This window comes from Corynebacterium sp. HMSC29G08 (genome assembly GCF_001806875.1).
GTDB lineage: Bacteria > Actinomycetota > Actinomycetes > Mycobacteriales > Mycobacteriaceae > Corynebacterium.
This window is the reverse complement of the sequence record NZ_KV786209.1, coordinates 23,099-47,632: the sequence shown is the minus strand read 5'-3', so window position 1 is coordinate 47,632 and position 24,534 is coordinate 23,099. Positions and strand designations below refer to the sequence as shown.

Genomic DNA, 24,534 nt, shown 5'->3' with positions numbered 1-24,534 from the left:
GAATGAAGTAAAGGACAATCATGGCTGATCAGGAATACCGCATCGAACATGACACGATGGGCGAGGTCAAGGTGCCCGTCGACGCTCTCTGGCGTGCACAGACCCAGCGTGCTGTGGAGAACTTCCCTATCTCCGGCCGCGGCTTGGAGGCTCAGCAGATTCGCGCTCTTGGCCTGTTGAAGGCTGCGTGTGCTCAGGTGAACAAGGATCTGGGCAAGCTGGACGCTGAGAAGGCTGATGCAATTATCGCTGCTGCGAAGGAAATTGCGGACGGCAAGCACAACGACCAGTTCCCGATCGATGTGTTCCAGACCGGTTCCGGTACCTCCTCGAACATGAATACCAACGAGGTCATCGCGTCCATTGCGAAGGCCAATGGCGTTGAGGTACACCCGAATGACCACGTGAACATGGGCCAGTCTTCGAACGACACCTTCCCAACGGCAACCCACGTGGCTGCTACCGAGACGGCGGTCAATGACCTCATCCCGGGCCTGAAGGTGCTGCACGAGTCCCTGGATAAGAAGGCCAAGGAGTGGCACGAGGTTGTGAAGTCGGGCCGCACCCACTTGATGGATGCCACCCCGGTCACCTTGGGTCAGGAGTTCTCTGGCTATGCACGCCAGATCGAGCTGGGCATCGAGCGTGTTGAGGCGACCCTGCACCGCCTGGGTGAGCTGGCTATCGGCGGCACCGCTGTGGGCACCGGCATCAACACCCCGGCTGAATTCGGCGGCAAGGTTACTGAGGAGCTTGTGAAGCTCACCGGGGTCGAGCAGCTCTCTGAGGCGAAGAACCACTTCGAGGCGCAGGCTAACCGTGACGCGCTGGTGGAGTTCTCCGGCGCGATGCGTTCCGTGGCGGTCTCCTTCTACAAGATCGCCAACGACATCCGCCTGATGGGCTCCGGCCCGCTGGCTGGTTTCGCTGAGATCCACCTGCCGGATCTGCAGCCAGGCTCCTCCATCATGCCGGGCAAGGTCAACCCGGTGCTGTGCGAGACCGCAACGCAGGTCTCCGCACAGGTCATTGGTAACGACGCTGCTGTTGCCTTCGGCGGCACCCAGGGTCAGTTTGAGCTCAACGTGTTCATCCCGATGATGGCTCGCAACGTGCTGGAGTCCTCCCGCCTGCTGGCAAACACGGCACGCCAGTTTGCTACCAGGCTTGTGGACGGCATCGAGCCGAACGTCGAGCACATGCGCGAACTCGCCGAGTCTTCCCCGTCTATCGTGACCCCGCTGAACTCCGCGATTGGTTACGAAAACGCTGCGAAGATTGCTAAGCACGCGGTCAAGGAGGGCATCACCATCCGCCAGGCCACCATCGACCTTGGCTTTGTAGACGGCGAGAAGCTCACTGAGGAGGAGCTGGACAAGCGCCTCAACGTGCTGTCTATGGCTAACACTGACCGCAACTAGTGATAGCTAGCTAGTGGCAGATTCATTTTCTGAACTCCGCGACGCCGGCGGCTCCAATAAACCTTGGATTGCCGCCGGCGTCTCGGCGCTTGCTGTCGCCCTGATCATGATTGCGCTTGCTGGCGCTTGGTGGTCGGCGAACCCTCGCCCCGAACCAACCTCGGCTGTCCCGGAGACGGTGACGGTTACCGCGCAGCCGCAACTCGCGCAGGACTCGGAAGCTCCAGCCGGCACCTTCACGGGCACCCTGAATAGCCTTGAGGAAAACGCGAAAGTGCGGGCGTGGCCCGCTGTGGCCACGTTTGGTGGTGGCACCGCATCGGTGACCTATCCCCTGACGGGATGTACGTCGTTGATAGCGCAAGACGGACAGTCCGTCCCGCTGACCAAGGGCTGCAACAACGGCCAGGGCCGCTGGGATGTCAATCAGGTCACGCCAGGCGTAATCAAACTGACGTATTCGGAGAATAAGATCGCCCTGGTAGAGGGCGAACTTTCAGCAGGCTTGCCATAGTTTGCACTGGGTGTAATATTGCACCCTGTGCAAAAAGAGGGAATCAGGGAGCAGAAACGTCGCGAGACGGCGCAGAGCATACATGCCGAAGCCGCCAAGCTTGTCAGCACGCACGGCTACGACAACGTCACCGTTGAAGATATCTGCGCCGCCGCAGGCATTTCTCGGCGCACATTTTTCAACTATGTCGACTCCAAAGATGAAGCCATCCTCGGCTCATTCCCTTTCACGTTCAGCCAGGCTGGCCTGGACGCAATCCGGGACACCCCAAGCGAGAACCTCCTGGAACTTGTCATTCGGTCCATGGAGGTTAAACCAGGACGGTTCGACGGGCCAACGCAAGAGTGCCGTCGTGAATTGCTGGAGAACAATCCCGGCCTGATGCACGCGGAGACGACACGCAAGCGCGGATTCCTTACCGCGGTTGCTCGCGCAGTCTACGACCACCTTGAGCAGTTCCCGCAAGACCGCAAAAGCTCAGGGCCCCTGGAAGAAGAGACCCAGTTTATCGTCGCCTTGTTCCAGGGCGTCATTATCCGCTCACGGTGCCAACCACCCGCTAACGCAGGACCGCCGATAGATCCAAAAGACCAGCTACTCACCTACGCCAAGAACCTAACCAATTACGCCAAGGAGATCACATGGTAGAAAACCGCACGGAGTCTCTCACGCCGCAGCCCGCAGCACCGAACGTGAAGCTAGTGTTTTCTGCCCTCCTGCTCACCATGCTGATGAGCTCGCTGGGGCAGATGATCTTCGCTACTGCCATGCCGACCATCGTCGGCGAGCTGGGTGGCGTTGAACACATGAGCTGGGTGATCTCGGCATTCTTGGTCACCATGACAATCGCAATGCCACTGAACGGCAAGCTTGGAGACATCCTTGGCCGCAAGTGGCTCTACATCGGCGGCATCATGTTGTTTGTCATCGGTTCCGCGATCGGTGGATTCGCACAAACTATGGAGCTGCTCATCATCGGCCGCGCCATCCAGGGTTTTGGTGCGGGCGGCATGATGGTCAACTCCCAGTCCATCATCGCTGAGGTGGTTCCTGCCCGGGAGCGCGGCAAATACATGGGCGTCATGGGCGCGGTCTTCGGTGTCTCTTCCGTGCTTGGGCCGGTGTTAGGTGGTTGGTTTACGGACGGTCCGGGTTGGCGCTGGGCGCTGTGGATGAACATCCCGCTTGGACTGCTTGCCATGACCGCTTCAGCCACGGTACTGAAGCTGCGCCGCGGCTCCGCAAAGGGCATGCATTTTGACTACATGGGTACCACGCTGATGGTCATTGCTACCGCCAGCTTGATTCTCACCACCACGTGGGGCGGCACGCAGTATGAGTGGAGCTCCCCCATCGTTATAACCCTTGGCGCCGTAGCTGCCGTGAGCGCTGTGTTGTTTGTGGTTACAGAGCTTCGCGTGAAGGACCCTTTGATCCCGATGGGTTTGTTCCGCAACCGCAACATGGTGCTGACAACGCTGGCTGGCACCGTCTTGGGCTTTGCCATGACGAGTACGCTGGCCTACCTGCCAACGTATCTGCAGATGGTGCATGAGCTCACCCCAACTGAAGCAGGCCTGATGATGCTGCCGATGGTGCTTGGCATGCTGGGCACCGGCATGGCGGTGGGATTCATCATTGCTAAGACTGGCCGCTACAAGATGTACCCGATTGCGGGCATGGCAGTAACTTCCCTTGGTCTTTACTTGTTCTCCCAGCTCACTCCGCAGACATCGTTGCCCCGCCTCGGCGTGTACATGTTTGTCTTCGGCTTCGGCTTAGGGCTGGTCATGCAGGTACTGGTCTTGATCGTGCAGAACTCGTTCCCACTGCGCATGGTTGGCACAGCTACCTCTACCAACAATTTCTTCCGCCAGATCGGCTCGGCTATTGGTGCTTCGCTCGCCGGGTCCCTGTTTATCCACGGCATGCGCGACCACCTTCAAGCGCGTCTCCCAGGGGCCTTTGCACAGCTCGGCCCGGAGGGCGCCCAGTGGGCAGAGAAGTTTCAACACGGCGCGAACAGCCTCACCCCGGGCCTTGTTGCGCAGCTTCCACAACCTCTGCGTGAGGTTGTACTGAGCAGCTACAACGACGGCCTTACCCCCGTCTTTATGCTCATGGTCCCGCTGACCGTCGTTGCACTCATCCTGCTCTTCCCGGTTAAGGAAGAGCCGCTTAAGGAAGACTTGAGCTAGTTGGAATCATCCTTACTCATGGGCAGCAGTAGCTCGTAGATATCGCAGTCGCGCCACTGGCCTTTGTGCTCGCCGTAGCTCATCTTGCCCATGTTGTGGAAGGTGCCGGCCTTTTCAAAACCTCGCGAGAGATGCAGGCCGGCAGAGCCTTCATTTTCTGGGAAGATCCAGGCATGGGTGGACCACTTATGCAGGTCAATACAGGTGGCAATCAGCTTGTCCAGCAGTGCGCCGGACACACCCTTGCCGCGCGCATCGGGGTGGGTATAGATGGAGTCTTCCACCACCCCATGGAACACACTGCGTGACGACGCCGGCGCTGCAGCCACCCACCCCAGCACCCGAGCATCGTCTTGCTTATCGACGGCAACGAACACCGTCTCAATGATCTTCTTCCGAGAAAACTCGTCCCAAGTCAGGCCCCGAGTTTCATAAGAGGCGTTGCCGGAACGCAAGCCCATCTCATAAATTTCACGGACCTGCGGATAATCTTCTTCACGAATTGGACGAATATTAAACACTTGGTTTTGCACCAGCCCCATTCTGAAGAAGGTTTAACGCCGATGCAAACCAAAAGGCTTAAGCGGAGTCTTTACTGCTCAACCTTTGCCGTGAAGGCAGCATCCTCGCCGCCGTCACGGGTCCACTCGAGGGTGCCGTTCTCAAACTCCTGGTTCCAGCCAGACTGGTCGGTGTTCGGGGTCTCCGGAGCCAGCGGGAAGCCGATTTCGCGTGCACCGCGAACGTCATTGAGCCAGGACTGAGCAATCTTGCCCCAGATCGGGGAGCCACCGGTGGACTCCTTCCAGGTGATGTAGTGCTCACCGTCGAAAGTTACGATCCAGCCGCCATCTACCTCTTCTGCAGCGGTCGGCTCGCCCCAGGACTCCTCAGCGAACTCGTTGATAGCGTCCAGAACGCCCTGTGGAACCATAGCGGTCTTGCCGCCTGCAAGCGCCAGCTCCTCGGTGCCCTCAACCTTAGAAGCCTCGCTCTCTGCCGCCACGGTCTCGGTAGCGGTTTCGGTGGAGGAAGCGGTCTCGGTTTCAGCGGCAACCGTCTCGGTAGCTACGTCGGTGGCTACGCTAGTGGAGGTAGCCTCTGCAGCAGTGTCTGCATCGTTGGAGCAAGCGACCAGGCCGCCAGCCAGTGCGACAGCAGCAACGGAAGCAACAATCTTGCGATTCATCTTGATATCACCTTTCTTATTTCGCTTAGAACAACCACCCATTATGCATATGGAGGCCCGGCTACCACTTTTCACCACACCCTAATAGGGGCATTACCGCCGCTTCCGCTTGCGCATTCGACGATGCTGTACCGTTTTCTTCCCACCCTTTGCAGAACGGTCCTTCACCTGCGACTTTCCGGGTTTTTTCGGCGTCGCTGTTTGCCGCGAGGAACGCACCGTCCTTCCTTTAGCAACTCCTACGAAGTCCTGGACTTCATCGCTGTCGCGTTCCTTTTCCCACACAAGCGCAATCTGAGTCGGTGCGACCTCCGGCGCACGAAGCTCCACCGCCGCAACTTGCTTCTTGCTTAACGCACGCAACAGCGGCAGCGGCCCATACGCCACGCCAACGTTTGCCGCGACCACTTGCAGTGCGCCCTGCAGCTGCTCAATCGCATCCCCCACAGTCTCTCCCGCCGCCTCCCCTGCAGGCTTCAAGCATTCGAAAAAATCAAAGTTCACAATCTCATCGCGCAGATCTTCTATGTCCACCGCTTCCCCAGTGGCGGCAAACATCTCGGCGTACACAGAGTCCTTCGGCACCGCCACTCCAAGCGCTTCCTCATAGAGACGGACCACGTGATAGGAATCGTCCACCCGTGCATCCGGCAAGCGAAGCAGCGCGAGGTCTGCAGGTTCCGCAAGCGGGTTGGTTGACGGCAACGTGGATAAGCAGGTGCCCGAAAGCTCCTCATACCGCTTAAACCACTTACCTGGTTCAGTGCCAGTAACAAAGGAGATGGTGAGCATGCGCTCAATGCTAGCGTGGACTGCCATGAGCACGAATGCACCATCCGGCACCGCAATGAAGCCTTCCACCGCGGCAAAGAAACTTGGGCTATACCTACCTGCCACCCCGCCGGAATTCCAGAACGGCGCTGTTACCCACGCCCAACTGCGCGAGCTTCAGGAAAACCCGCCTCAATGGTTGGTAGATCTGCGCCGCAACGGCCCTCACCCCCGCCCGGAGGTGGCCCGCAAGCTTGGTATCTCCATCACCGCGTTGAAAAACAACGACATGGACAAGCCGCTGACCACCGAAGAAATCAAGGCGCTGCTTGCGGATCAGCCGGAGTGGCTGCGCGCAGCACGCACGCAGCACGCCAGCAACACTGCAAGCGAAGACTCAAGGCCCTAGAGCATCTTCCAGTCTTCAATACCAGGGTAGAGCGGGTACTTCTCGCCCAGCGCGGCGGAGCGCTTCGCCAGCGCCGCGAGATCGGCATCCTTGCCCTTGATCAGGGCCTCGGCGATGATGTCCGCAACCTCGCGGAAGTCCTCCTCGCCGAAACCGCGCGTTGCCAGCGCGGAGGTACCAATACGCAGACCAGAGGTCACGGCCGGCGGACGCGGATCAAACGGCACCGCATTGCGGTTAACCGTAATGCCTGCCTCGTGCAGCAGATCTTCCGCCTGCTGGCCGTCCATCTCAGAGTTGCGCAGGTCCACCAGCACCAAGTGCACATCGGTACCACCGGAAACTACGCCAACGCCAGCCTCAACCGCATCCGGCTGGGTCAGGCGCTCAGCCAGAATCTTCGCACCGTTCAAGGTGCGCTGCTGGCGATCCTTGAACTCAGGCGTGCCCGCAATCTTGAACGCAGTCGCCTTCGCGGCCACCACGTGCATCAGCGGACCACCCTGCTGGCCCGGGAACACAGCAGAGTTGAGCTTCTTGTGCAGCTCAAGATCATTGGTCAGGATAAAACCGGAACGCGGACCACCAAGGGTCTTGTGCACTGTGGAGGAAACCACGTGCGCGTGCGGTACTGGCGACGGGTGCAGGCCAGCAGCAACCAGGCCAGCAAAGTGAGCCATATCAACCCACAGGTACGCGCCTACCTCATCCGCGATGGAACGGAATTCCGCAAAGTCCTCATGACGCGGGTAGGCGGACCAGCCGGCGATGATTACCTTCGGCTTGACCTCACGAGCCTGCTCACGCAGCTTCGCCATATCAATCAGGTGGGTGTCTTCCTCCACCTCGTAGGCCGCAACGTTGTACAGACGGCCGGAGAAGTTGATCTTCATGCCGTGGGTCAGGTGTCCACCGTGAGCCAGCGACAGACCCAGGATTGTGTCACCCGGCTCCGCCAGCGCCATCAGTACAGCAGCGTTTGCCTGCGCACCGGAGTGTGGTTGCACGTTGGCGTACTTCGCGCCAAACACTTCCTTTGCACGGTCACGTGCCAGATCCTCCACCACGTCAGCATGCTCGCAGCCGCCGTAGTAGCGACGCCCCGGGTAGCCCTCGGCGTACTTATTAGTAAACACGGACCCCTGCGCCTGCAGCACGCTGCGAGGTACAAAGTTCTCGGAAGCAATCATTTCCAGCGTGGTGCGCTGGCGGGCAAGCTCGCCTTCAATGGCGGCATACACCTCAGGGTCATACGTTGCTAGATCTTGGTAACGCAGGTCTTGGGGGTCAACAGACGCAGACAAACCTGGTCCTTTCGTCAGAGTTTGGGCACGGTCGAGTGAAAGTATAGGCGGCTCGGCGTACACAATTTTGCTTAAATTCGCACAGATGCCAACAATAGTGCTCATGTCCCGCGTAGCCAATGGTGCCGATTCGAGTCCCTACCTCGATTTCTCTCGCGACGATTGGAAGCAACGCCGCGCCACCATGAAGCAAGTTCTCACAGCTGAGGAGGTGGAAACGCTCAGCGGCATCGGTGAAAACCTGGACCTACAAGAAGTCGAAGACATCTACCTTCCGATTTCCCGCCTGATCCACCTCCACGTGCGGGCGCGCCAAAAGCTGATCAACTCCACGGAGGCCTTCATCGGGGGTGATCCCGGGCATGTTCCCTTCGTCATCGGTATAGCAGGCTCTGTGGCAGTAGGTAAATCAACCACCGCCCGCGTACTACAGGTGCTGTTGCAGCGCTGGGATTCTCACCCCCGAGTAGACCTGATTACTACCGACGGCTTCCTCTACCCCACCGCCGAACTCAAAAAACGCAACTTGTTGCAGCGCAAAGGTTTCCCCGAGTCCTACGACCGGCGCCAACTCATGCGCTTCGTAACAGAGGTGAAATCCGGCCAGCCGTTAGTCAAAGCTCCGATCTACTCACACAAAGCCTACGACATCCTGCCTGGCGAGTACGTCGAGGTACGCAAGCCAGACATCGTGATCCTAGAGGGCCTCAACGTGCTGCAAACCGGCCCCACCCTGATGGTGTCTGACCTGTTTGATTTCTCCATCTACGTAGATGCAAAAACCCAAGACATTGAACGCTGGTACATCGAACGCTTCTTGAAGCTGCGCAACACCGCCTTCCGCGAACCTGGCGCACACTTCGCGTCCTACGCCAACTTGGACGACTCACAGGCTGCCTACAAAGCCCGCGAACTGTGGCAGACCATCAACCTTCCCAACCTGGTGGAAAACATTTTGCCAACCCGTGTGCGCGCATCGCTCGTGTTGCGCAAAGGCTATGACCACACCGTACAGCGGGTGAGGATGCGCAAGATTTAAAGAAAACTACTTGCCAAACCTGCGGGAGCGCTGCGAGTAATCACGCAACGCACGGAGGAAGTCAATCTTCCTAAACGCAGGCCAGTAAGTATCGGTGAACCAGATTTCTGAATACGCCGCCTGCCACAGCAAAAACCCTGAAAGGCGCTGTTCGCCAGAGGTGCGAATCACCAAATCAGGATCGGGCTGACCCGAGGTGTACAGGTTGTCTGCGATTGATTCCACCGTGACCAGGCTGGAGAGTGATTCGGGAGGCGTGTTGGTGTTCACCGCATCGTCGATAAGCGTACGCACCGCATCCACAATCTCCTGACGACCGCCGTAACCCACCGCAATATTGACGGTCAGGCCATGCTTCTGGGTGGTCGTATCGGCAGAGCGCTGCATGCGCTCCGCAACCTCAGGCGGCAACAGCTCCAGATGGCCAACTAAGCGCACACGGCATGAGTACTTCTCCGCCGCCAGATCATCAATCACCTCAGAAATAATGGTGAACAGCAGCTCAACCTCTTCGCTGGTGCGCTGCAAGTTTTCCGTCGACAACAAATAGATCGTGAGCACATCAATCTGCATCTCTGCAGACCACCGAACCAATTCACCAATCTTGGCAGCACCCACCCTGTGGCCGTGCGAAATATCGTCGTAGCCAGCCTCGCGAGCCCAACGACGGTTTCCGTCTGCCATCACCGCAATGTGCTTCGGGCGGGGCTTACCGCGCAGTTCTCGGCGCAAACGTGCCTCATACAACGGGTAAAGCAGAGTTTCCAGCACAGTCACAAAACTCACTTTACCCGCGCCCACAACTGCGTATTTAGATGAACCGCTTACGGCGGCGATCTAGCACGCCGGCTTCCTCCATCGCCGCATCCAATGCCTTCTCATCAAATGGGTCCAGACCGTGCATCTCGGCAAACGCGCGGCGGCGGTTAAAACGCGAGAACCTGCGATGAAACGCAAAACCCAACGCGAGCACCGCAACGAGCAGCACCACAATCAGCAGCAGTCCGGTCGGCTGGGCTTTACCAAAGTCAGGTCCGCGCGGCGTTTCTGGCGGCGCTTGGGCGACTATGTATGAAAGCTCAGCAAAAGAAGGCTCAGCAAAAGAAAAATCAGTCATAGTTAATCGGCTCCCTCAGTAATCCCCTCAAACAGGTCGTGCTCTGGCAGCGTGACCTCAACGCGAGTCCGGGCCAGCTCAAACTCTTCCGTCGGCCACACGCGCTGCTGGTCCGCAACAGGGCTTGCCAAAAACGCACCGGCAGGATCGATCTGCGTCGCGTGCGCAGTCAGCGCCTCAGTCCGCTGCCGGAAGTAATCAGCGCACTCAACGCGGGTGGTTACCCGTTCCATAATGTCGGCCTCGTTTTCTTTCCAGCGCTTAATCATCAGCCCATACGGGCTAACCTCTCCCCGCGCCACCAGTAGGTCATGCAGAAGCTCCATGCGCTTGAGAATGAAACCGTGGCTGTAGTACATCTTCAGCGGTGTCCACGGCTGGCCTGCTTCTGGGGCGAAGGTGGGATCTCCCGCACGTTCCCAAGCAACCATGGAGATCGCGTGCACCATCAGGTGGTCAGGGTGGGGGTAGCCGCCGTTTTCGTCGTAAGTAATCAGCACATGGGGCTTGAAGCTGCGTATCGACGCCACGAGCTTCTCCGCAACCTCCTCTACCGGCTGCACCGCAAAACACCCCTCAGGCAAAGGCGGCAGTGGGTCCCCTTGAGGCAGCCCGGAGTCCTCATATCCCATCCACTCGTGCTCAACGCCAAGCGCCGCCACAGCCCGAGCCATCTCCTGTTCACGAACCGCAACAATGTTTTCCAACACGCCGGGCCGGTCCATCGCGGGATTCAAAATATCGCCGCGGCGGCCGTCAGTACACGTCACCACCTTGACGCGGTGTCCCTGTGCAGCGTATTTCGCCATCGTCGCTGCACCCTTGGACGATTCGTCATCTGGGTGGGCATGGATGGCCATAAGGCGCAAACCTGTCACTGTTTTGATCCAACTTTCCTGCAAGGGGCTCATGCATTACCAACCGACCATATTAGTACGATCGAGTACATCCCCCTGTGGGGTCATCGAAGTGAAGTGAGGTTGAACGCCGTGCCGCAAGCGCCAAACACATCTGCCAATTCCCAGAAACAGCGCCCCCGCTATGGCGCTGACAGTGGAAACCAACGGCAGCAGGGCACCAGTGTCAGCGGCAAGGTCATTGTCATTGTGGCTGTAGTCCTGCTGGCATTCACTTTGTTCCGCACTGGCCAGGCAATCTACCGTAGCCAATCCCGCGAAATTACCGCAGAGATTGTTGGTGAGGAACGCGTCAGTGATGACACCGCACGCCTATGGGTGGATGTCACCCGCAAGAAGACCGACGAGGATGCGTACTGCATCATCCAGGCCGTGGATTATAACCACGCGGAAGTTGGTCGTAGGGAATTCGTGATCCCCGCTGGCGGCGAGGATATCCTGCGCTTCGACGTCGAGCTTCCAACACGCGGCCCGCTAGCCAACGGCAGGGTCTACGGCTGTTCTTTTGACCTGCCGCCGTATCTGGACCCGCAGTCATCGCACCTGAGTGCCAGATAGTGGTGCTTGCCGTGTTAAGCTGGCGATCTGCAACTATGAGGTAAACCCGAGGTAAAAGGGAAGGTAGTGGACTTATGGCTGAGACTCAACAGCAGTACATCACTCCTGAAATGAAGGCAAAGCTGGAAACTGAGCTCCAGCAGCTGATTGATAACCGCCCAGTCATCGCGGCCGAGATTAACGAGCGCCGCGAAGAGGGCGACTTGAAGGAGAACGCGGGCTACGACGCTGCTCGTGAACAGCAGGATCAGGAAGAGGCCCGCATTAAGCAGATCTCTGAGCTGCTGGCTAACTCCACCACTGAGCGCACCGGCATTGTGGATGGTGTCGCCCACGTCGGTTCCGTTGTCCACGTCTACTACAACGGTGATGAGGACGATAAGGAAACCTTCCTCATTGGTACCCGCGCTGCCTCTACTGGCAACAAGGATCTTGAGACCTATTCGGAGAACTCTCCGCTGGGCGCCGCCGTTGCCGGCGCCTCCGAGGGAGAGACCCGCACCTACACTGCACCAAATGGTAGCGAGATTTCGGTAACGATCATCTCCGCGGAGCCTTATGATTCGGTTAAGGCTTCTACCCCGCGTAAGAAGTAAGTAAGTAGTACAAAGCATCTCACCCGACTGCTTTCAACCCTTAAGGATGTAACCCGTGACTTCCGCACCTTCCCGTATCGCCGCAGCTGGCATCGCCGCTATCGCCGCTCTTGCAATCACCGCTTGCTCCCCGCCGAATGAGAACCCTTCTGACCAGAAGGTGGACACGGCTATGAGCCAGAGCGCTGACTCGTTGGCTTCCTCCGGCAGCACCGGCGCAGCCAAGACGGCTAACGCAACCAACGTTGCTGATGCTTCTGCAGCGCAGGCAACCGCTACCGCAGCCTCCACCACCACCGTGACCGCTGGTGCTGACGCTACGCCGCTGCTGAACAACTGCGGTGTGACCGGCCTGCAGCGCCCGTCTGCACTGAACCTAGACTGCGAGGGCAACAAGGAGCGCCTCGAAGACATCGTCTGGGACGAGTGGACCGCTAACGGCGCTTCCGGCACCGCCACCCAGGTGACTGTGGACCCGGATCGCGTTGTTGAGGGCGTCAGCGTGGTGCTGGGTGCTCCGCAGAATATCGATGGTGAGGTGGTCTTCGGCGCCATCAGCGTTGATGGCCAGCCGGTGAACCCGGAGTCGAACTACTAAACGCGACTACTAAACGCAAAGCGAAAGCCCCGCACCACTTCAGATTGAGCTGAAGCAAGTGCGGGGCTTTTGTCGTATCCCTGTTTAGCTAGCGGTCATTAAAGATGGCCAGCAGACGCAGGATTTCGGTGTAGAGCCACACCAGCGTCACGGCCAGGCCCAGGGCTGCGCCCCATGCTGCCTGCTCCGGTGCACCGACGCGGACCAGTTTGTCCACCTGGTCAAAGTCCTGCAGGAAGGCCAGGGAGGCAAGTACAACGCATACGAGGCCGAAGATAATCGATAGGGTTCCGCCGCCGCGCAGCGGGGACATGCCGGTGAACAGGAACAGCAGCAGGTTACCCAGCGCAAGCACGAAGACGCCTACAAGCGCTGCGGTAAGCAGGCGGTTGAAGCGCGGGGTGACGCGGATGGCGCCGGTGCGGTAAACAAACAGCATGCCGATGAACACGCCGATGGTGCCAATCACTGCTTGACCAATGAGCGCGCCGGCGTCTGCACCGCCAACGCTGAAGGCACCGGTGATCATCAGGGAGAAGCCTCCGAGGAACAGACCTTCAAGGAGTGCGTAACTCAGCGTCAGCGCCTTCGATCCGTATTTGCGGCTGAAGGAGTGCACCATCACCACAATGAAGGCACCAACACCACCGACGGCGGTTGCGACCGTGCCCGCGGCATCCATGCCGCTAGCAAACAGACCGAAGGAAATCAGTGCGCCAAGTACGATCACCGCAAGCGTGATACCAGTCTTGGTGGTCACATCATCCACGGTCATCGGACGCTCAACCTGAGGCAGCGGCTGGTAACCCTGGTAGTTCTGATAGCCCTGCGCCCCCTGGGCGCTCGGCAGATTCTTCAGCACGGGGTTCGAGCTTTTCACGTAACCCTGTCCTTTCTTTTACGTTTCACATCTAGTGTCACTGTCAATAACGTCACGCTCGGTGTTTTAGTTCCCGTAGATTGTTATTCGTGTCGTGGTTTCGTGAGTTTGCAGAGCGGATGTTTCATGCACCGCGCCTTGGTGGAAACGCAATCAGTGAGCACATTGCAGCACGCACTCAAGAATTCAGCTCAGATTCCAGCCCAGATTCCAATACTGCACCTGAGCCGTTCACCTTCGCTTTTGATGAGCTAGAAGTTCGGGCTTACCCAGTGGAAGCTCCTGTCCCCCACTACCTGTACGTCACCTTTGGGCTATCACGGGTACGTTCCTCCGTTCCCGTTGCGGGCACGCAAACCGAACTAACTATGCGCGTGCCGCACTCGGGCCCTGTTCCCTTTGCCTGGCCCGCGGAGCAGCTCGCAACAATGGTGGCTTCCGTGTGGCGTAGCGGCAACGACATCGCACCGGGTCACCACTTCACCGCGAAGAACCTGCCGGGTGGTTTTCTCTTCATCACTGATCCCGTCTTGGGCCACATCGATCCGCCGACTGGCATCGTGCGTTTTACTCAGGCGCTTTGGGTAACGCCCGATGAGCTGGAGGCGGCACTGTGTTGGGATGTCTTTGCGTTTGCCCAAGTAATCACGGAGCACCTGCCTCTTGGGGTTGGTGATGGGGAAAGGGGCAGTGTGTTGGGCGTGCCGTCGATACGCAAGCGTGTAGACGCCGCAGCCTTGCGCGAGGGTTCCTCCCTAGGAGCGGTGGAAGCAAAGATCCTGGATGTAGATGCCACCGGCCGCATTGATCTTGATGTCAACGCTGCCAAGGCTTTAATCCGTGCGGCGCGCTACCGGCTGAGGTTCGGTCGGAGGTTTGCGCTGGTACGTAACAATGTCTGGGTGATGCTTGCCCCAGATGTCGGCTTCGAAGCGGATGAGACCCATATGCAGCTCGATGGGTCTGTGGATTTGGCGAACGAAATCATCGCAACGGTAGACCCACTGCCGGGCACCTATCACCTCACCGCGGCTCCAGTAACGCTGCACATTGTGGGCAACTCCTAGCAAGTAAGCAGCCCAATGTAACCTAGCGTGTATGCGTCTTCGAGGCTTGCTCCAGAGTTTTGCTGCTCTAGTGTCTCTGGAGGCCGCGGGTGTAGGCGCAGGTAGAGACCAGCACCCGGAATTTCCAGGAGCGCGCAGCCCGTGAAATCGGTGCGACGTTCGTAGACATCAAGACGGCTTCCGCAAGCCACAACACCTGCGCGAGGGACAGTAAACGTTGGGTTTCCGGCTTAGTAGATACCACCACCCACTACAACATACCGTACCACCCTTCGCGTGTCGGCTCTGGGCTTGTTGCGCAGGAGCTTGCCAAGGTTGTGTAAAAGAGGTTGTGTAAATGAGAATGAGCACGTCCTACCTGCAGCGTTATGACCACATGTGTGACCACGCGGCAGCACAGGTGATCGCCAGGTATTCCACGAGCTTTTCGCTTTCCACACGCCTGTTGGCGGCGCCGATGCGCCGGGATATCCGCAATCTGTACGCCATGGTGCGTATTGCTGATGAGATTGTGGACGGCTCTGCACTCGCTGCGGATGTCGATCCGGCGGCCACTCTCGACGCATATGAGGCGCAGATCCTTGCGGCGCCGCACATCCGCTTCCATACGGACCCGATTGTTCATGCCTATGCCAACACGGCACGGCGCTGCAAGTTCACTCCGCAGTACATCGAATCGTTCTTCGCCTCCATGCGCAGCGACCTCACTCACACTGTTTACACCGCAAGCGATGTAGATACCTACGTCTACGGCTCCGCTGAAGTGATCGGTTTGCTGTGCTTGGAGGCTTTTCTTATCGACGCCAACGTCACCCCCTCCTCCCGCTCCACCCTCGAATCCGGGGCACGCGCGCTTGGCTCTGCCTTTCAGAAGGTGAACTTCCTGCGAGATTTCGGCGAAGACCGTGACCGGTTGGGGCGCGTGTACTACGAACTCACCGCCGAGAAGAAGGACGCAATCGTGGCAGAAATCCGCGAGGAGCTTGCCCAGGCTAACCAAGCAATCTCGCTGTTGCCGCGATCTGCACGCACTGCTGTTGCTGCCGCTTCCGGCCTGTTTGAAGAGCTCACCGACATCGCTGACGCAACCCCAGTCGGGGAGCTAGCGACCACCCGCATCAGCGTTCCCACCACCCACAAGCTGCGCATTACCGCCAAAGCGCTCGCACGAGGAGGTTCACGTTAACCATGGCCGCGAAGTCACAAACCGTCATCGTCATCGGCGCTGGTATCGCAGGCCTTGCCACCTCGGCATTGCTTGGCCGCGAGGGCTACAGCGTCACTGTCGTTGAGAAGCTTGACACCGTCGGCGGCCGCGTGGGAGAAGAAACAGTAGACGGCTTCCGTTTTGATACCGGCCCCAGTTGGTACCTCATGCCGGATGCCTTCGATCACTTTTTCTCGCTGTTCGGCAAACGCACCGAAGACCTCTTGGATCTTGTGCCGCTCTCACCTGCGTATCGCCTCTTCCCCGAAGACGAATCCCCCATTGACGTGGAGTCTGGCCCGAAGATCTTTGAGCTCTTTGAATCAATCGAACCTGGGGCAGGCGCGGCCCTGCGCTCCTACCTGGAGTCTGCCGGCATCGCTTACGACCTTGCCGTTGAGCGGTTTTTGTATACGAATTTTGATTCGCTGCGTGGGGTCGTCGATAAGCAGTTGCTTATTCGGGCTGGGGATTTGGCAAAGTTTTTGACCGTGCCGCTGGAGCAGTTTGTGGCACACCGTTTCCAGGACACGCGCCTGCGGCAGATGCTGACCTATCCTGCGGTGTTTTTGTCCTCGCATCCGGCGCGCACGCCGTCGCTGTATCACTTGATGAGCCATACCGATTTGGTGCAGGGGGTGCGGTATCCGCAGGGTGGGTTCGCCGCAGTTGTCAATGCGCTGTACCAGCTCGCAGTGGAAAACGGTGTGAAATTCCGGATGGGCGAAGAGGTCTCCGCGATCACCACGGAAGGCAAGCGCGCAACTGGCATCCAGCTGATTGGTGGGCAGCGTCTGTGTGCTGATATCACCGTTTCCTGTGCCGATCTCCACCACACCGAAACCCGCCTTCTGCCCAAGGCGAAGCAGACCTACCGCGAGTCCTACTTCGCCCCGCGCGACCCGGGTCTTGGAACGGTGCTTGTCATGCTTGGTGTCAAGGGTGAACTTCCCCAGTTAGAGCACCACAACCTGCTCTTTAGCAAGGACTGGTCGGTAGATTTCGACGCGGTCTTTGACGCCCCCGCTCCTTGCCGTCCTCTCGGCGCCTCGCGCTCGATTTACGTGTCTAAGCCTTCCGCAACCGACTCTGCCACTGCGCCCGTGGGCCACGAGAACCTCTTCGTATTGGTGCCGGTGGCTGCCAAGGAGTCGCTTGGACACGGCGATATGTACCGCAAAACTTCATCGCCCGCTGTGGAGCTCATCGCCCAAGCGGCCATCGACCAGATTGCCCAGTGGTGCTCGATTCCTGACCTCCAGTCGCGCATTGTGCTCAAGCGCACCCTCGGCCCCTTAGACTTTGCGGAGCGCTACCATGCATGGTCCGGCGGCTCCATCGGGCCTGCGCATACCTTGCGCCAGTCCGCGTTCCTGCGGGGTTCGAACAAGTCAAAGAAGCTGGACAATCTCTTCTACGCCGGCGCCACAACCGTGCCTGGCGTGGGCGTGCCGATGTGTCTGATCTCGGCGGAGAATGTGCGCTCGCGCCTGCGTTAGCGCGGTTTGTGGTGCCCCCAGTCGGACTCGAACCGACACTTGGCGGATTTTAAGTCCGCTGCCTCTGCCAATTGGGCTATAGGGGCTTTTGCTTCTCGACGATAATACGACCCCTTACCCAACCCCACACACAAGGGGTACGTTTTTCGACTTTTCGTGTGCGAGGCCCGGCTAGCCCTTGAAGGAAAACACGCCGGAAGCGTCGGGGGCGTCAAACATGTCGCTGAGGAAGTGTGAGACCCACTGGAGCAGTTCAGTGTCGCGAAGCGAAGGGCTGTTAATTGCCTTCGACTCGCGCGGCATCGGCACCTGCACGGTCTTCGCCGCAGCGCGGTACGTCGCGCCCGGGTACAGGCGCTTCAGGCGCACCTGTTTGGAGTCCGGCAGCTCAACCGGGTGGAACTTTACACGGTTGCCCTGGCTCAAAATGTCCGAGACCCCCACACTGCGTGCCTGGTCACGTAGGCGAGCAACCTCCATGAGGAACTCTACCTCCGTTGGCAAAGGTCCGAAGCGGTCCACCATCTCGTCGGCAACCTGGCGGAGCTGATCTTCACCGCGGGCCTCTGCAAGTTTGCGATAGGCCTCAAGGCGCAGGCGCTCGGAGTTGATGTAGGTCTCCGGGATGTGGGCATCTACAGGCAGATCCACTCGGATTTCCTTCGGAGCCTCGTCGGTGGCATCCACCACCTCGCCCTTCATCAGGGCCTTGAACGTCTCCACGGCCTCGCCCACGAGGCGGACGTACATGTCAAAGCCAACACCCGCGATGTGGCCAGACTGCTCGGAGCCCAACACGTTGCCGGCGCCGCGCATCTCCAAGTCCTTCTGCGCAACGGCAATGCCCGCGCCAAGGTCGTTGTTCTGCGCGATCGTGGCAAGGCGGTCGTAGGAGGTTTCCGTCAGCGTGATGTCCTTCGGGTACAGGAAGTAGGCGTACGCCCTCTCACGCGAACGGCCGACGCGGCCACGCAGCTGGTGCAGCTGAGACAGACCCATGTTCTGTGCGTTTTCCACAATGAGCGTGTTTGCGTTTGCAATGTCCAGGCCAGTTTCCACGATGGTGGTACACACCAGCACGTCGTACTCACGGTTCCAAAAACCTTGCACGGTTTGTTCCAGCAGCTGCTCAGACATCTGGCCGTGAGCCACCACCACTCGCGCCTCCGGAACCAAGTCGCGGATGCGTCGGGCGGCTTTTTCAATGTCGGCGACTTTGTTGTGGATGAAAAAGACTTGGCCGTCCCGCAGCAACTCGCGCCGGATCGCCGCCGCAACCTGCTTGTCCTCCTGCGGGCCAACGTGCGTTAGCACCGGGTGGCGGTCTTCCGGCGGCGTGGTGATGGATGTCATCTCGCGGATACCGGTCAGCGACATCTCCAGGGTGCGCGGGATCGGCGTTGCCGTCATGGTCAGCACATCCACGTGAGATTTCAGCGCCTTGATGTGCTCCTTGTGCTCCACACCGAAACGCTGCTCCTCATCCACCACGATCAGGCCTAGGTTTTTCCACTGCATACCAGTGGACAACAGGCGGTGGGTGCCAATGACTACGTCCACCGAACCGTCTGCAAGACCGGCTTGGATCTTCTTCGCGTCTCCTGCGGAGGTGAAGCGGGGCAATTCGCGCACGGTGACGCCGAAACCGTCCATACGCTGGCTGAACGTAGAGTAATGCTGCTGGGCAAGCAGGGTTGTAGGCACGAGCACCGCTACCTGTTTGCCGTCCTGGACCGCCTTGAATGCGGCGCGCACGGCAACCTCCGTCTTACCAAAACCCACGTCGCCCACAATCACGCGGTCCATGGGCACCGGCTGCTCCATGTCGTGCTTCACGGCCTCAATCGCGGCGAGTTGGTCTTCCGTCTCCACAAACGGGAACGCGTCCTCCATCTCGTTTTGCCACGGCGTATCCGGCGCAAACGCATGTCCCGGCGCGGCCTGGCGCTTGGCGTAGAGCTCAATGAGCTCACCTGCGATCTCGCGCACCGCGGCGCGTGCCTTGCGCTTGGTGGACTTCCAGTCGGAGCCACCCATCTTGCTGAGTGACGGCTTCTCCCCACCCGTGTACTTACTCAGCAGGTCCAGCGATTCCATGGGCACCCACAGTTGGTCCGCAGGCTGGCCACGTTTGGCGGCCTGGTACTCCAGCACGATGTACTCGCGGCGCGAATCCGCTACGGTGCGCTCCGCCATCTTGAGGAAGCGGCCGATGCCGTGGGTTTCGTGCACCACGTAGTCACCTGGTTTAAGCGCCAGCGGGTCCACACGGTTTCGACGCTTCGGTGCACGGCGCTTCGCCCCCGCAATGTCGCCGACACGGTTACCTGTGACATCAGTTTCAGTCACCACGACTAGGTTCGGCCCGCCAAATACCAGGCCGCCGTGGGATAGCGCTTGGTAAAGCGTGACAGCGCCTTCGACCGGCTCCAAGCCGGGGGTGGCAATGCGTGCAGAGATACCGTATTCACGCAGGCGCTCCGCCATACGCTCCACGGTACCTTTCGCCGGCGCGACGAATGCCACCTTGCCGTGGTTTTCCACCACATGCAGCTTCAGCGTTGCGTACAGCTGCTCGATTGCCTTCGGGTCACCCTTCGGTGCAGGTGCCGCGTCGAACTCCAGAGGCAGTGTGGCCGAGTCATCCGCGCTGAACATGCCCGGCGGTGCAAACGTCCACCACGCGTTGCCAGCCTTGCGTGCGGAGATCTCCAGTGACTCAAAGGAGCGGTACGACGATGCCGTTAAGTCAACGCCTTCCACAGCAACCGGGCCTTCCGCACCCATGGCGGCGGCCTCCCAGCCGGCCTCGAGGAACTCGCGGTCGGTCGCCTCAAGGTCTGCAATACGGGTACGTACCTTCTCCGGGCTGGTCACCAACACAATGCCGCCTGCAAACAGCTCCGGCAGCACCTGCCACGGCTGCGAGGTCAACGCCGGCATCAGCGCTTCCTCACCCGCAGCATGCACGCCTTCGGCAACTCGGCCAAGCAGCGACGACAAAGTCGGGTTCGACGGAAAGCGGCGCGCGAGGGTGTCGGCTGCTGCTTTCACGTCAGCGTCAATAAGCAACTGGCGCGCAGGGAACAAACTGACTTCGGACAGCTCTTCAATGGTGCGCTGATCTGCAACCGCGAAGCTGCGGATGTCAGTAACCTCGTCGCCCCAGAATTCAATACGCACCGGGTTTAACGCCGTGGTGGGAAACACATCCAAAATGCCGCCGCGTACCGCGAACTCACCGCGGGTGGCAACCATATCCACATGCGAATAGCCGAAGTACTCAACCCTGCGCACAAGATCATCGAACTCGCACTCCGCGTCCACCGCGACCTCGATCGGCGCAACTGCGGGCAGCACCGGCTGGCACACAGCGCGCGCGGCCGCAACCACCACACGCGGCTTCTCCCACAACACCTTGGCACGCCTGCCCACAACATCAGCAGCAGGCGAAAGACGCTCATGCGGCAGAGTCTCCAGCGCCGGGTAGTAGGCGACCTTCTGCTCACCAACCAGGGCCTTCAGCTCTGCAGCCAGGTCCTCGGCTTCGTGCCCTGTGGCGGTAACCACCAAAACCGGCACGTGCCTAGCCAAAGCACCGGCAACCCACGACCGTGCCTGATCAATTGCCGTAATGTGCAGGGACTCATCCCCCACGCGCGCGGCAACCCCTGTAAGTTTCGGGTCAGTCAACGCTGCCGTAAGAAGCCCACCGAGTGCGGCTGGTGTGCTCGATGTCATGTTCTACGCTTCCTTATCTCCATACACACGCGGCTGTGCTTCCATCCCCCGTAACCCGTTCCAACAAAGGTTAGAAATGTGCGCCGCAACCGTATGCTTGTCCGGTTTACGCTCATCCAACCACCACAACGCGGAGTTGGAAACAGTGCCAACAAGGGCCTGACCGTACAGGCCCGCCATCGCCGAGTCGAGCCCGCGGTGCTTAAACGCCTCCCCCAGTAGGTAACTCACCTGTGCGGTCACACGGTTGAGAATGGTGGAATATGTTCGACCCTCCCCAGGCAGCTGGCCGTGGGCCAAGATGACAAAACCATCCGTCTCGTCCTCCACATACGTCAGCAGCGCCAACACACCGCGCTCAATGCGCTCGCGCCACCTGCCGGACTGGATGGAAGAAGTGATTGCCTCCTCCAGGCGGGTCATCTCCAAGCGCACAACCTCCTGGTAGAGGCCTACTTTGCTGCCAAAGTGCTCATAGACCACAGGCTTGGACACACCAGCTCGCGCGGCGATCTCTTCCATGGAGATGCCGTCGAAGCCGCGCTCGGCGAATGCCTGGCGACCAACACCCATTAGTTGCTCCCTGCGCTGAGGAGCAGTCATTCGAGTTCGAGCCATATTTCCTAGCTTAGAGGGTTACCCCCACCACCCCGTCTTTGGCGGCGGCCGCGCGTAGTCTACAATCAGCGATGCTATTCCCCATGGTGTAATTGGCAACACTACGGTTTTTGGTACCGTCATTCTAGGTTCGAGTCCTGGTGGGGAAGCTTTTCATTTCTGTACCTTTTCATTTCTGCGCTAGGACTACTATCCGCAGTATGAACAACCAGCCTCGCACAGAAGAGCACGCGGAAGAGCACAACGCCCGTCGTTTCATTTGGTCCAACGGCCTGCAAAACATTGGTGACCAGATTGTTGCTCCGAAAACGGTCCTTCCCTGGTTGTTTTCCGCGGCAGGTGTTCCGCACGTGTTCACGTCGCTGCTCGTACCGGTGCGCGAGTCCCTGTCGATGTTGCCGCAGGCATTTTTGAGCCCGTGGGTGACCTCACAACGCTCACGCAAACGAGTATGGCTACTCGGCTCCTGGGGGCAGTTTGCGGCAGCCATGGGCATTGCGATCAGTGCCTTGCTTTTCGACGCCACGTTGCTCGGCCTTTTCACCATCATCCTGCTTGCCGTCCACGCGGTGTTCCGCTCTTTGTGCTCGATTGCTGGCAAAGACGTCCAGGGAAGAACGATTTCCAAGGGCAAGCGTGGTGAGATCACGGGGCGTGCAACCGCCCTTGCCGGCGCGTTTACGCTGGCGGTTGGCGTGGGGCTCATGTTCGTTGACGTGTCGTTGCACGTGTTGCTGTTTGCAGGTGCGGTGACGTGGGCGTTGGCGTCTTTGGTGTTTCAAGGCATCGATGAGCCAGAGCCGGAGGACTCCAAGAAAGACACGGCGAGTTTTCGCGATATTTTAGGGCTGGTCAGGGGCAACAAAGACCTCCAGCGCTTCCTGGTGGTGCGTTCCCTGATGCTGGTCACTGCGCTCTCTACGCCATTTATTGTCGTATTGGCTAGCCAGACGGGTGCAGACCTTAAGGGCCTTGGCGCGTTTGTCATCGCCTCAGGCGGCGCAAGCCTGCTTGGTGGTCGCATCTCGGGTCTGTGGTCGGACCGCTTCTCCAAGCAGACTATGGCGTGGGGCGCAGGCGTCGCGTCTGTTGTGCTGGTGTTGCTGGTCTTGGGTGCTTCAACGCTTCCAGACGGCGTAAATGCGTGGGTAATGCCGCTCGGGTTTTTCCTGGTCAACCTGGCGCACACTGCGGTTCGTGTCAGCCGCAAGACGTACCTGGTGGATATGGCGGAGGGTGATACCCGCACGTTGATCACTGGTGCTTCCAACACGGTGATGGGAATCGTCCTGTTGGCCGTCGGCGCAGTATCTTCCGTGATCTCGCTCATGGGCCCACAGTCGGCGTTGATCTTCCTGGCAGTAGTTGGCTTTGCCGGTGTTGTTGGTGCATCCCGGTTGAAGGATGTCTCTAAGCGTTAAACTGTGCGGCATGGATTCTAAGAAGCAACGTGCCGTAGTTGTACTCGCAGCTGGGGCCGGAACTCGTATGAAGTCGGACCGGCAGAAAACGCTGCACGAAATCGGCGGACGCAGCCTGTTGTCCCACTCCCTGCACGCTGCCGCTGGTGTGCACCCAAACTACCTCGTTGCCGTAGTTGGCCACCAGCGTGACCAGGTCTCTCCTGCCGTGGACACGATTGCACAACAGATGGGCATTGAGGTGCGCCAGGCTGTTCAGGAGGAACAGCACGGCACCGGGCACGCAGTACAGATTGGTTTGAGTGCCATTCCTGATTTCGACGGCACCGTTGTGGTTACCAACGGTGACGTGCCGTTGTTGACTGCGGAGACGATTGAGCGCCTCGTTGAAAAGCATGAGCAGGAACACGCCGCTGTGACGGTGCTCAGCCTGGAGTTTGACAACCCCACGGGCTACGGGCGCATCATCCGCGACGAAGCCGGTGATGTCCAGCGCATCGTCGAGGAAAAGGATGCCACCGATGAGCAGCGCCGCGTACACGAGGTCAACTCTGGAGTCTTCGCTTTTGACGGTGCCGTGCTGCGCGATGCCTTGACACACCTGACCACGGACAATGCGCAGGGTGAGCTCTACATCACGGATGTGCTGAGCATTGCGCGTAATGATGGACGGAAGGTCGCCGCATTCATCGCCCCCGACGCCCGCGAGCTTGCCGGTGTCAACGACCGCGTCCAGCTTGCCGCTGCAGGTAAGGAACTCAACCGTCGTCTAGTGGAGCGCGCCATGCGTGCCGGCGCCACGGTGATCGACCCGGACACCACCTGGATTGGTGTCGAGGTAGAGATCGGCCGCGACGTGATCATTCACCCGAACACCCAGCTGTGGGGCTCCACCGTGATTGGGGACCGCGCAGAGCTCGGACCCGACACCACGCTGACCGACATGGAAGTCGGCGCAGGCGCCAAGGTCGTGCGCACCCAGGGCGAGCTCGGCGTGATTGGTGAAGAAGCTACCGTCGGCCCGTTTACCTACATCCGCCCGGGTACCGAGCTTGGCGCACGCGGCAAGCTCGGCGGCTTCGTGGAGTCCAAGAACGCCAAGATTGGCGAAGGCTCCAAGGTCCCGCACCTGACCTACATCGGGGACGCAACAGTGGGCAAACACAGCAATATCGGCGCAAGCTCCGTGTTTGCTAACTACGACGGGGTGAACAAGCACCACACCACCATCGGTGACTACTGCCGCACCGGCTCGGACACCATGTTTGTCGCACCACTGACCATTGGTGATGGGGCGTATACCGGCGCAGGTACAGTGGTGACTGAAGATGTGCCAGCGGGTGCGCTGGCCATCAAGGAAGGCCGCCAGCGCAACATCGAAGGCTGGGTGGAAAAGCGCCGCCCGGGCACCGATGCAGCTGAGGCTGCAAAGCGAGCACGCGAAGCGTCTACGGAAGGGCAATAACTTAC

Annotated in this window: 24 protein-coding genes and 1 tRNA gene; 14 read left to right on the top strand and 11 right to left on the bottom strand. The window is 59.3% G+C overall.

The annotated features are described in order from the left end of the window. Positions 1–20: 20 nt before the first annotated feature. From HMPREF3101_RS00565 to HMPREF3101_RS00550, 4 genes are read left to right on the top strand one after another with little or no spacing between them, the layout of a single operon-like run. On the top strand, positions 21–1,421 hold the full coding sequence (locus tag HMPREF3101_RS00565) for a class II fumarate hydratase (protein ID WP_070461952.1): 1,401 nt from the start codon (positions 21–23) through the stop codon (positions 1,419–1,421). A 13-nt stretch (positions 1,422–1,434) separates the two neighbouring features. After that, positions 1,435–1,935 carry a hypothetical protein gene (locus tag HMPREF3101_RS00560; protein WP_070461950.1) on the top strand — a complete coding sequence of 167 codons (501 nt, stop codon included), beginning with the start codon at positions 1,435–1,437 and terminating at the stop codon, positions 1,933–1,935. A 27-nt stretch (positions 1,936–1,962) separates the two neighbouring features. After that, positions 1,963–2,583 (top strand): TetR/AcrR family transcriptional regulator, encoded by a 621-nt coding sequence (locus HMPREF3101_RS00555; protein WP_246816579.1) that lies wholly within the window; start codon positions 1,963–1,965, stop codon positions 2,581–2,583. Further along, positions 2,577–4,133: an MDR family MFS transporter gene (locus HMPREF3101_RS00550; protein ID WP_070461945.1), complete on the top strand. Its 1,557-nt coding sequence runs from the start codon at positions 2,577–2,579 to the stop codon at positions 4,131–4,133. The genes HMPREF3101_RS00555 and HMPREF3101_RS00550 overlap by 7 nt, the downstream gene beginning before the upstream one ends. Here the strand turns inward: HMPREF3101_RS00550 and HMPREF3101_RS00545 are convergent. The 3 genes from HMPREF3101_RS00545 to HMPREF3101_RS00535 all read right to left on the bottom strand — a co-directional run bounded on the left by HMPREF3101_RS00545 (position 4,130) and on the right by HMPREF3101_RS00535 (position 6,141). Then, positions 4,130–4,666, bottom strand: coding sequence for a GNAT family N-acetyltransferase (locus tag HMPREF3101_RS00545; protein WP_371327053.1), 537 nt, complete (start codon positions 4,664–4,666; stop codon positions 4,130–4,132). The two genes, HMPREF3101_RS00550 and HMPREF3101_RS00545, sit on opposite strands and share 4 nt — an antisense overlap. 59 nt (positions 4,667–4,725) lie before the next feature. Further along, entirely contained in the window at positions 4,726–5,322 is a 597-nt protein-coding gene (locus tag HMPREF3101_RS00540; RefSeq protein ID WP_070461941.1) for an LGFP repeat-containing protein, read from the bottom strand. 93 nt (positions 5,323–5,415) lie between these two features. Then, a complete protein-coding gene (locus tag HMPREF3101_RS00535) occupies positions 5,416–6,141 on the bottom strand; it encodes a LysR substrate-binding domain-containing protein (protein WP_246816578.1) in 726 nt (241 codons plus the stop codon). Between HMPREF3101_RS00535 and HMPREF3101_RS00530 the strand changes: the two genes are divergently transcribed. Beyond that, positions 6,140–6,502, top strand: a complete 363-nt coding sequence (locus HMPREF3101_RS00530) for a DUF5997 family protein (RefSeq protein ID WP_083280010.1) — start codon at positions 6,140–6,142, stop codon at positions 6,500–6,502. The genes HMPREF3101_RS00535 and HMPREF3101_RS00530 overlap by 2 nt on opposite strands. Here the strand turns inward: HMPREF3101_RS00530 and glyA are convergent. Then, complete coding sequence (glyA, locus tag HMPREF3101_RS00525; protein ID WP_070461935.1) at positions 6,499–7,806, bottom strand: serine hydroxymethyltransferase; 1,308 nt, start codon at positions 7,804–7,806, stop codon at positions 6,499–6,501. The two genes, HMPREF3101_RS00530 and glyA, sit on opposite strands and share 4 nt — an antisense overlap. 103 nt (positions 7,807–7,909) lie before the next feature. On the opposite strand from glyA, the gene coaA reads away from it, so the two are divergent. Beyond that, positions 7,910–8,845, top strand: coding sequence for a type I pantothenate kinase (gene coaA, locus HMPREF3101_RS00520; RefSeq protein ID WP_052204937.1), 936 nt, complete (start codon positions 7,910–7,912; stop codon positions 8,843–8,845). A 6-nt stretch (positions 8,846–8,851) separates the two neighbouring features. Here the strand turns inward: coaA and HMPREF3101_RS00515 are convergent, their stop codons facing one another. From HMPREF3101_RS00515 to mca, 3 genes are read right to left on the bottom strand one after another with little or no spacing between them, the layout of a single operon-like run. Continuing rightward, positions 8,852–9,622 (bottom strand): isoprenyl transferase, encoded by a 771-nt coding sequence (locus HMPREF3101_RS00515; RefSeq protein WP_070462083.1) that lies wholly within the window; start codon positions 9,620–9,622, stop codon positions 8,852–8,854. 34 nt (positions 9,623–9,656) lie between these two features. Beyond that, complete coding sequence (locus HMPREF3101_RS00510; protein WP_070461934.1) at positions 9,657–9,962, bottom strand: hypothetical protein; 306 nt, start codon at positions 9,960–9,962, stop codon at positions 9,657–9,659. A 2-nt stretch (positions 9,963–9,964) separates the two neighbouring features. After that, positions 9,965–10,822 (bottom strand): mycothiol conjugate amidase Mca, encoded by an 858-nt coding sequence (gene mca, locus HMPREF3101_RS00505; protein ID WP_141737299.1) that lies wholly within the window; start codon positions 10,820–10,822, stop codon positions 9,965–9,967. A 129-nt stretch (positions 10,823–10,951) separates the two neighbouring features. Here mca and HMPREF3101_RS00500 point away from each other — a divergent pair, with 129 nt between their 5' ends. The 3 genes from HMPREF3101_RS00500 (at position 10,952) to HMPREF3101_RS00490 (ending at position 12,631) form a co-directional block, all read left to right on the top strand. Beyond that, positions 10,952–11,437: a DUF4307 domain-containing protein gene (locus HMPREF3101_RS00500; RefSeq protein WP_070462082.1), complete on the top strand. Its 486-nt coding sequence runs from the start codon at positions 10,952–10,954 to the stop codon at positions 11,435–11,437. A 74-nt stretch (positions 11,438–11,511) separates the two neighbouring features. After that, positions 11,512–12,033, top strand: coding sequence for a transcription elongation factor GreA (gene greA, locus HMPREF3101_RS00495; protein WP_070461932.1), 522 nt, complete (start codon positions 11,512–11,514; stop codon positions 12,031–12,033). A 55-nt stretch (positions 12,034–12,088) separates the two neighbouring features. Then, positions 12,089–12,631: a hypothetical protein gene (locus HMPREF3101_RS00490; RefSeq protein ID WP_070461929.1), complete on the top strand. Its 543-nt coding sequence runs from the start codon at positions 12,089–12,091 to the stop codon at positions 12,629–12,631. Positions 12,632–12,719: 88 nt separating this feature from the next. Here HMPREF3101_RS00490 and HMPREF3101_RS00485 read toward each other — a convergent pair whose 3' ends face one another. Then, positions 12,720–13,511, bottom strand: a complete 792-nt coding sequence (locus tag HMPREF3101_RS00485) for a Bax inhibitor-1/YccA family protein (protein ID WP_070461928.1) — start codon at positions 13,509–13,511, stop codon at positions 12,720–12,722. An 89-nt stretch (positions 13,512–13,600) separates the two neighbouring features. Here HMPREF3101_RS00485 and HMPREF3101_RS00480 point away from each other — a divergent pair, with 89 nt between their 5' ends. The 3 genes from HMPREF3101_RS00480 to crtI all read left to right on the top strand — a co-directional run bounded on the left by HMPREF3101_RS00480 (position 13,601) and on the right by crtI (position 17,284). Further along, on the top strand, positions 13,601–14,578 hold the full coding sequence (locus HMPREF3101_RS00480; RefSeq protein ID WP_141737298.1) for a suppressor of fused domain protein: 978 nt from the start codon (positions 13,601–13,603) through the stop codon (positions 14,576–14,578). Between the two features lie 337 nt (positions 14,579–14,915). After that, positions 14,916–15,764, top strand: a complete 849-nt coding sequence (locus HMPREF3101_RS00475) for a phytoene/squalene synthase family protein (RefSeq protein ID WP_083280001.1) — start codon at positions 14,916–14,918, stop codon at positions 15,762–15,764. A 2-nt stretch (positions 15,765–15,766) separates the two neighbouring features. Then, entirely contained in the window at positions 15,767–17,284 is a 1,518-nt protein-coding gene (gene crtI, locus HMPREF3101_RS00470; protein ID WP_070461922.1) for a phytoene desaturase family protein, read from the top strand. Between the two features lie 9 nt (positions 17,285–17,293). Here the strand turns inward: crtI and HMPREF3101_RS00465 are convergent. From HMPREF3101_RS00465 to HMPREF3101_RS00455, 3 genes are all read right to left on the bottom strand, one after another. Further along, positions 17,294–17,370, bottom strand: a tRNA-Leu gene (locus HMPREF3101_RS00465). An 85-nt stretch (positions 17,371–17,455) separates the two neighbouring features. Next, on the bottom strand, positions 17,456–21,025 hold the full coding sequence (mfd, locus tag HMPREF3101_RS00460; protein WP_070461920.1) for a transcription-repair coupling factor: 3,570 nt from the start codon (positions 21,023–21,025) through the stop codon (positions 17,456–17,458). Between the two features lie 3 nt (positions 21,026–21,028). Next, on the bottom strand, positions 21,029–21,643 hold the full coding sequence (locus tag HMPREF3101_RS00455) for a TetR/AcrR family transcriptional regulator (protein WP_070461919.1): 615 nt from the start codon (positions 21,641–21,643) through the stop codon (positions 21,029–21,031). 200 nt (positions 21,644–21,843) lie between these two features. Between HMPREF3101_RS00455 and HMPREF3101_RS00445 the strand changes: the two genes are divergently transcribed. Both HMPREF3101_RS00445 and glmU read left to right on the top strand, forming a co-directional pair. Continuing rightward, positions 21,844–23,064 (top strand): MFS transporter, encoded by a 1,221-nt coding sequence (locus tag HMPREF3101_RS00445; RefSeq protein WP_070461917.1) that lies wholly within the window; start codon positions 21,844–21,846, stop codon positions 23,062–23,064. A gap of 10 nt (positions 23,065–23,074) precedes the next feature. Beyond that, positions 23,075–24,529, top strand: coding sequence for a bifunctional UDP-N-acetylglucosamine diphosphorylase/glucosamine-1-phosphate N-acetyltransferase GlmU (glmU, locus tag HMPREF3101_RS00440; protein ID WP_070461915.1), 1,455 nt, complete (start codon positions 23,075–23,077; stop codon positions 24,527–24,529). The last annotated feature ends 5 nt before the right edge of the window (positions 24,530–24,534 follow it).

Coding starts and splice junctions, on each gene's coding strand:
- HMPREF3101_RS00565 (WP_070461952.1), top strand. CDS start 21: ATGGCTGATCAGGAATACCGCATCGAACATGACACGATGGGCGAGGTC.
- HMPREF3101_RS00550 (WP_070461945.1), top strand. CDS start 2,577: ATGGTAGAAAACCGCACGGAGTCTCTCACGCCGCAGCCCGCAGCACCG.
- HMPREF3101_RS00540 (WP_070461941.1), bottom strand. CDS start 5,322: ATGAATCGCAAGATTGTTGCTTCCGTTGCTGCTGTCGCACTGGCTGGC.
- HMPREF3101_RS00530 (WP_083280010.1), top strand. CDS start 6,140: ATGAGCACGAATGCACCATCCGGCACCGCAATGAAGCCTTCCACCGCG.
- HMPREF3101_RS00535 (WP_246816578.1), bottom strand. CDS start 6,141: ATGGCAGTCCACGCTAGCATTGAGCGCATGCTCACCATCTCCTTTGTT.
- coaA (WP_052204937.1), top strand. CDS start 7,910: ATGTCCCGCGTAGCCAATGGTGCCGATTCGAGTCCCTACCTCGATTTC.
- HMPREF3101_RS00510 (WP_070461934.1), bottom strand. CDS start 9,962: ATGACTGATTTTTCTTTTGCTGAGCCTTCTTTTGCTGAGCTTTCATAC.
- mca (WP_141737299.1), bottom strand. CDS start 10,822: ATGGCCATCCATGCCCACCCAGATGACGAATCGTCCAAGGGTGCAGCG.
- greA (WP_070461932.1), top strand. CDS start 11,512: ATGGCTGAGACTCAACAGCAGTACATCACTCCTGAAATGAAGGCAAAG.
- HMPREF3101_RS00475 (WP_083280001.1), top strand. CDS start 14,916: ATGAGAATGAGCACGTCCTACCTGCAGCGTTATGACCACATGTGTGAC.
- crtI (WP_070461922.1), top strand. CDS start 15,767: ATGGCCGCGAAGTCACAAACCGTCATCGTCATCGGCGCTGGTATCGCA.
- mfd (WP_070461920.1), bottom strand. CDS start 21,025: ATGACATCGAGCACACCAGCCGCACTCGGTGGGCTTCTTACGGCAGCG.
- HMPREF3101_RS00455 (WP_070461919.1), bottom strand. CDS start 21,643: ATGGCTCGAACTCGAATGACTGCTCCTCAGCGCAGGGAGCAACTAATG.
- HMPREF3101_RS00445 (WP_070461917.1), top strand. CDS start 21,844: ATGAACAACCAGCCTCGCACAGAAGAGCACGCGGAAGAGCACAACGCC.
- glmU (WP_070461915.1), top strand. CDS start 23,075: ATGGATTCTAAGAAGCAACGTGCCGTAGTTGTACTCGCAGCTGGGGCC.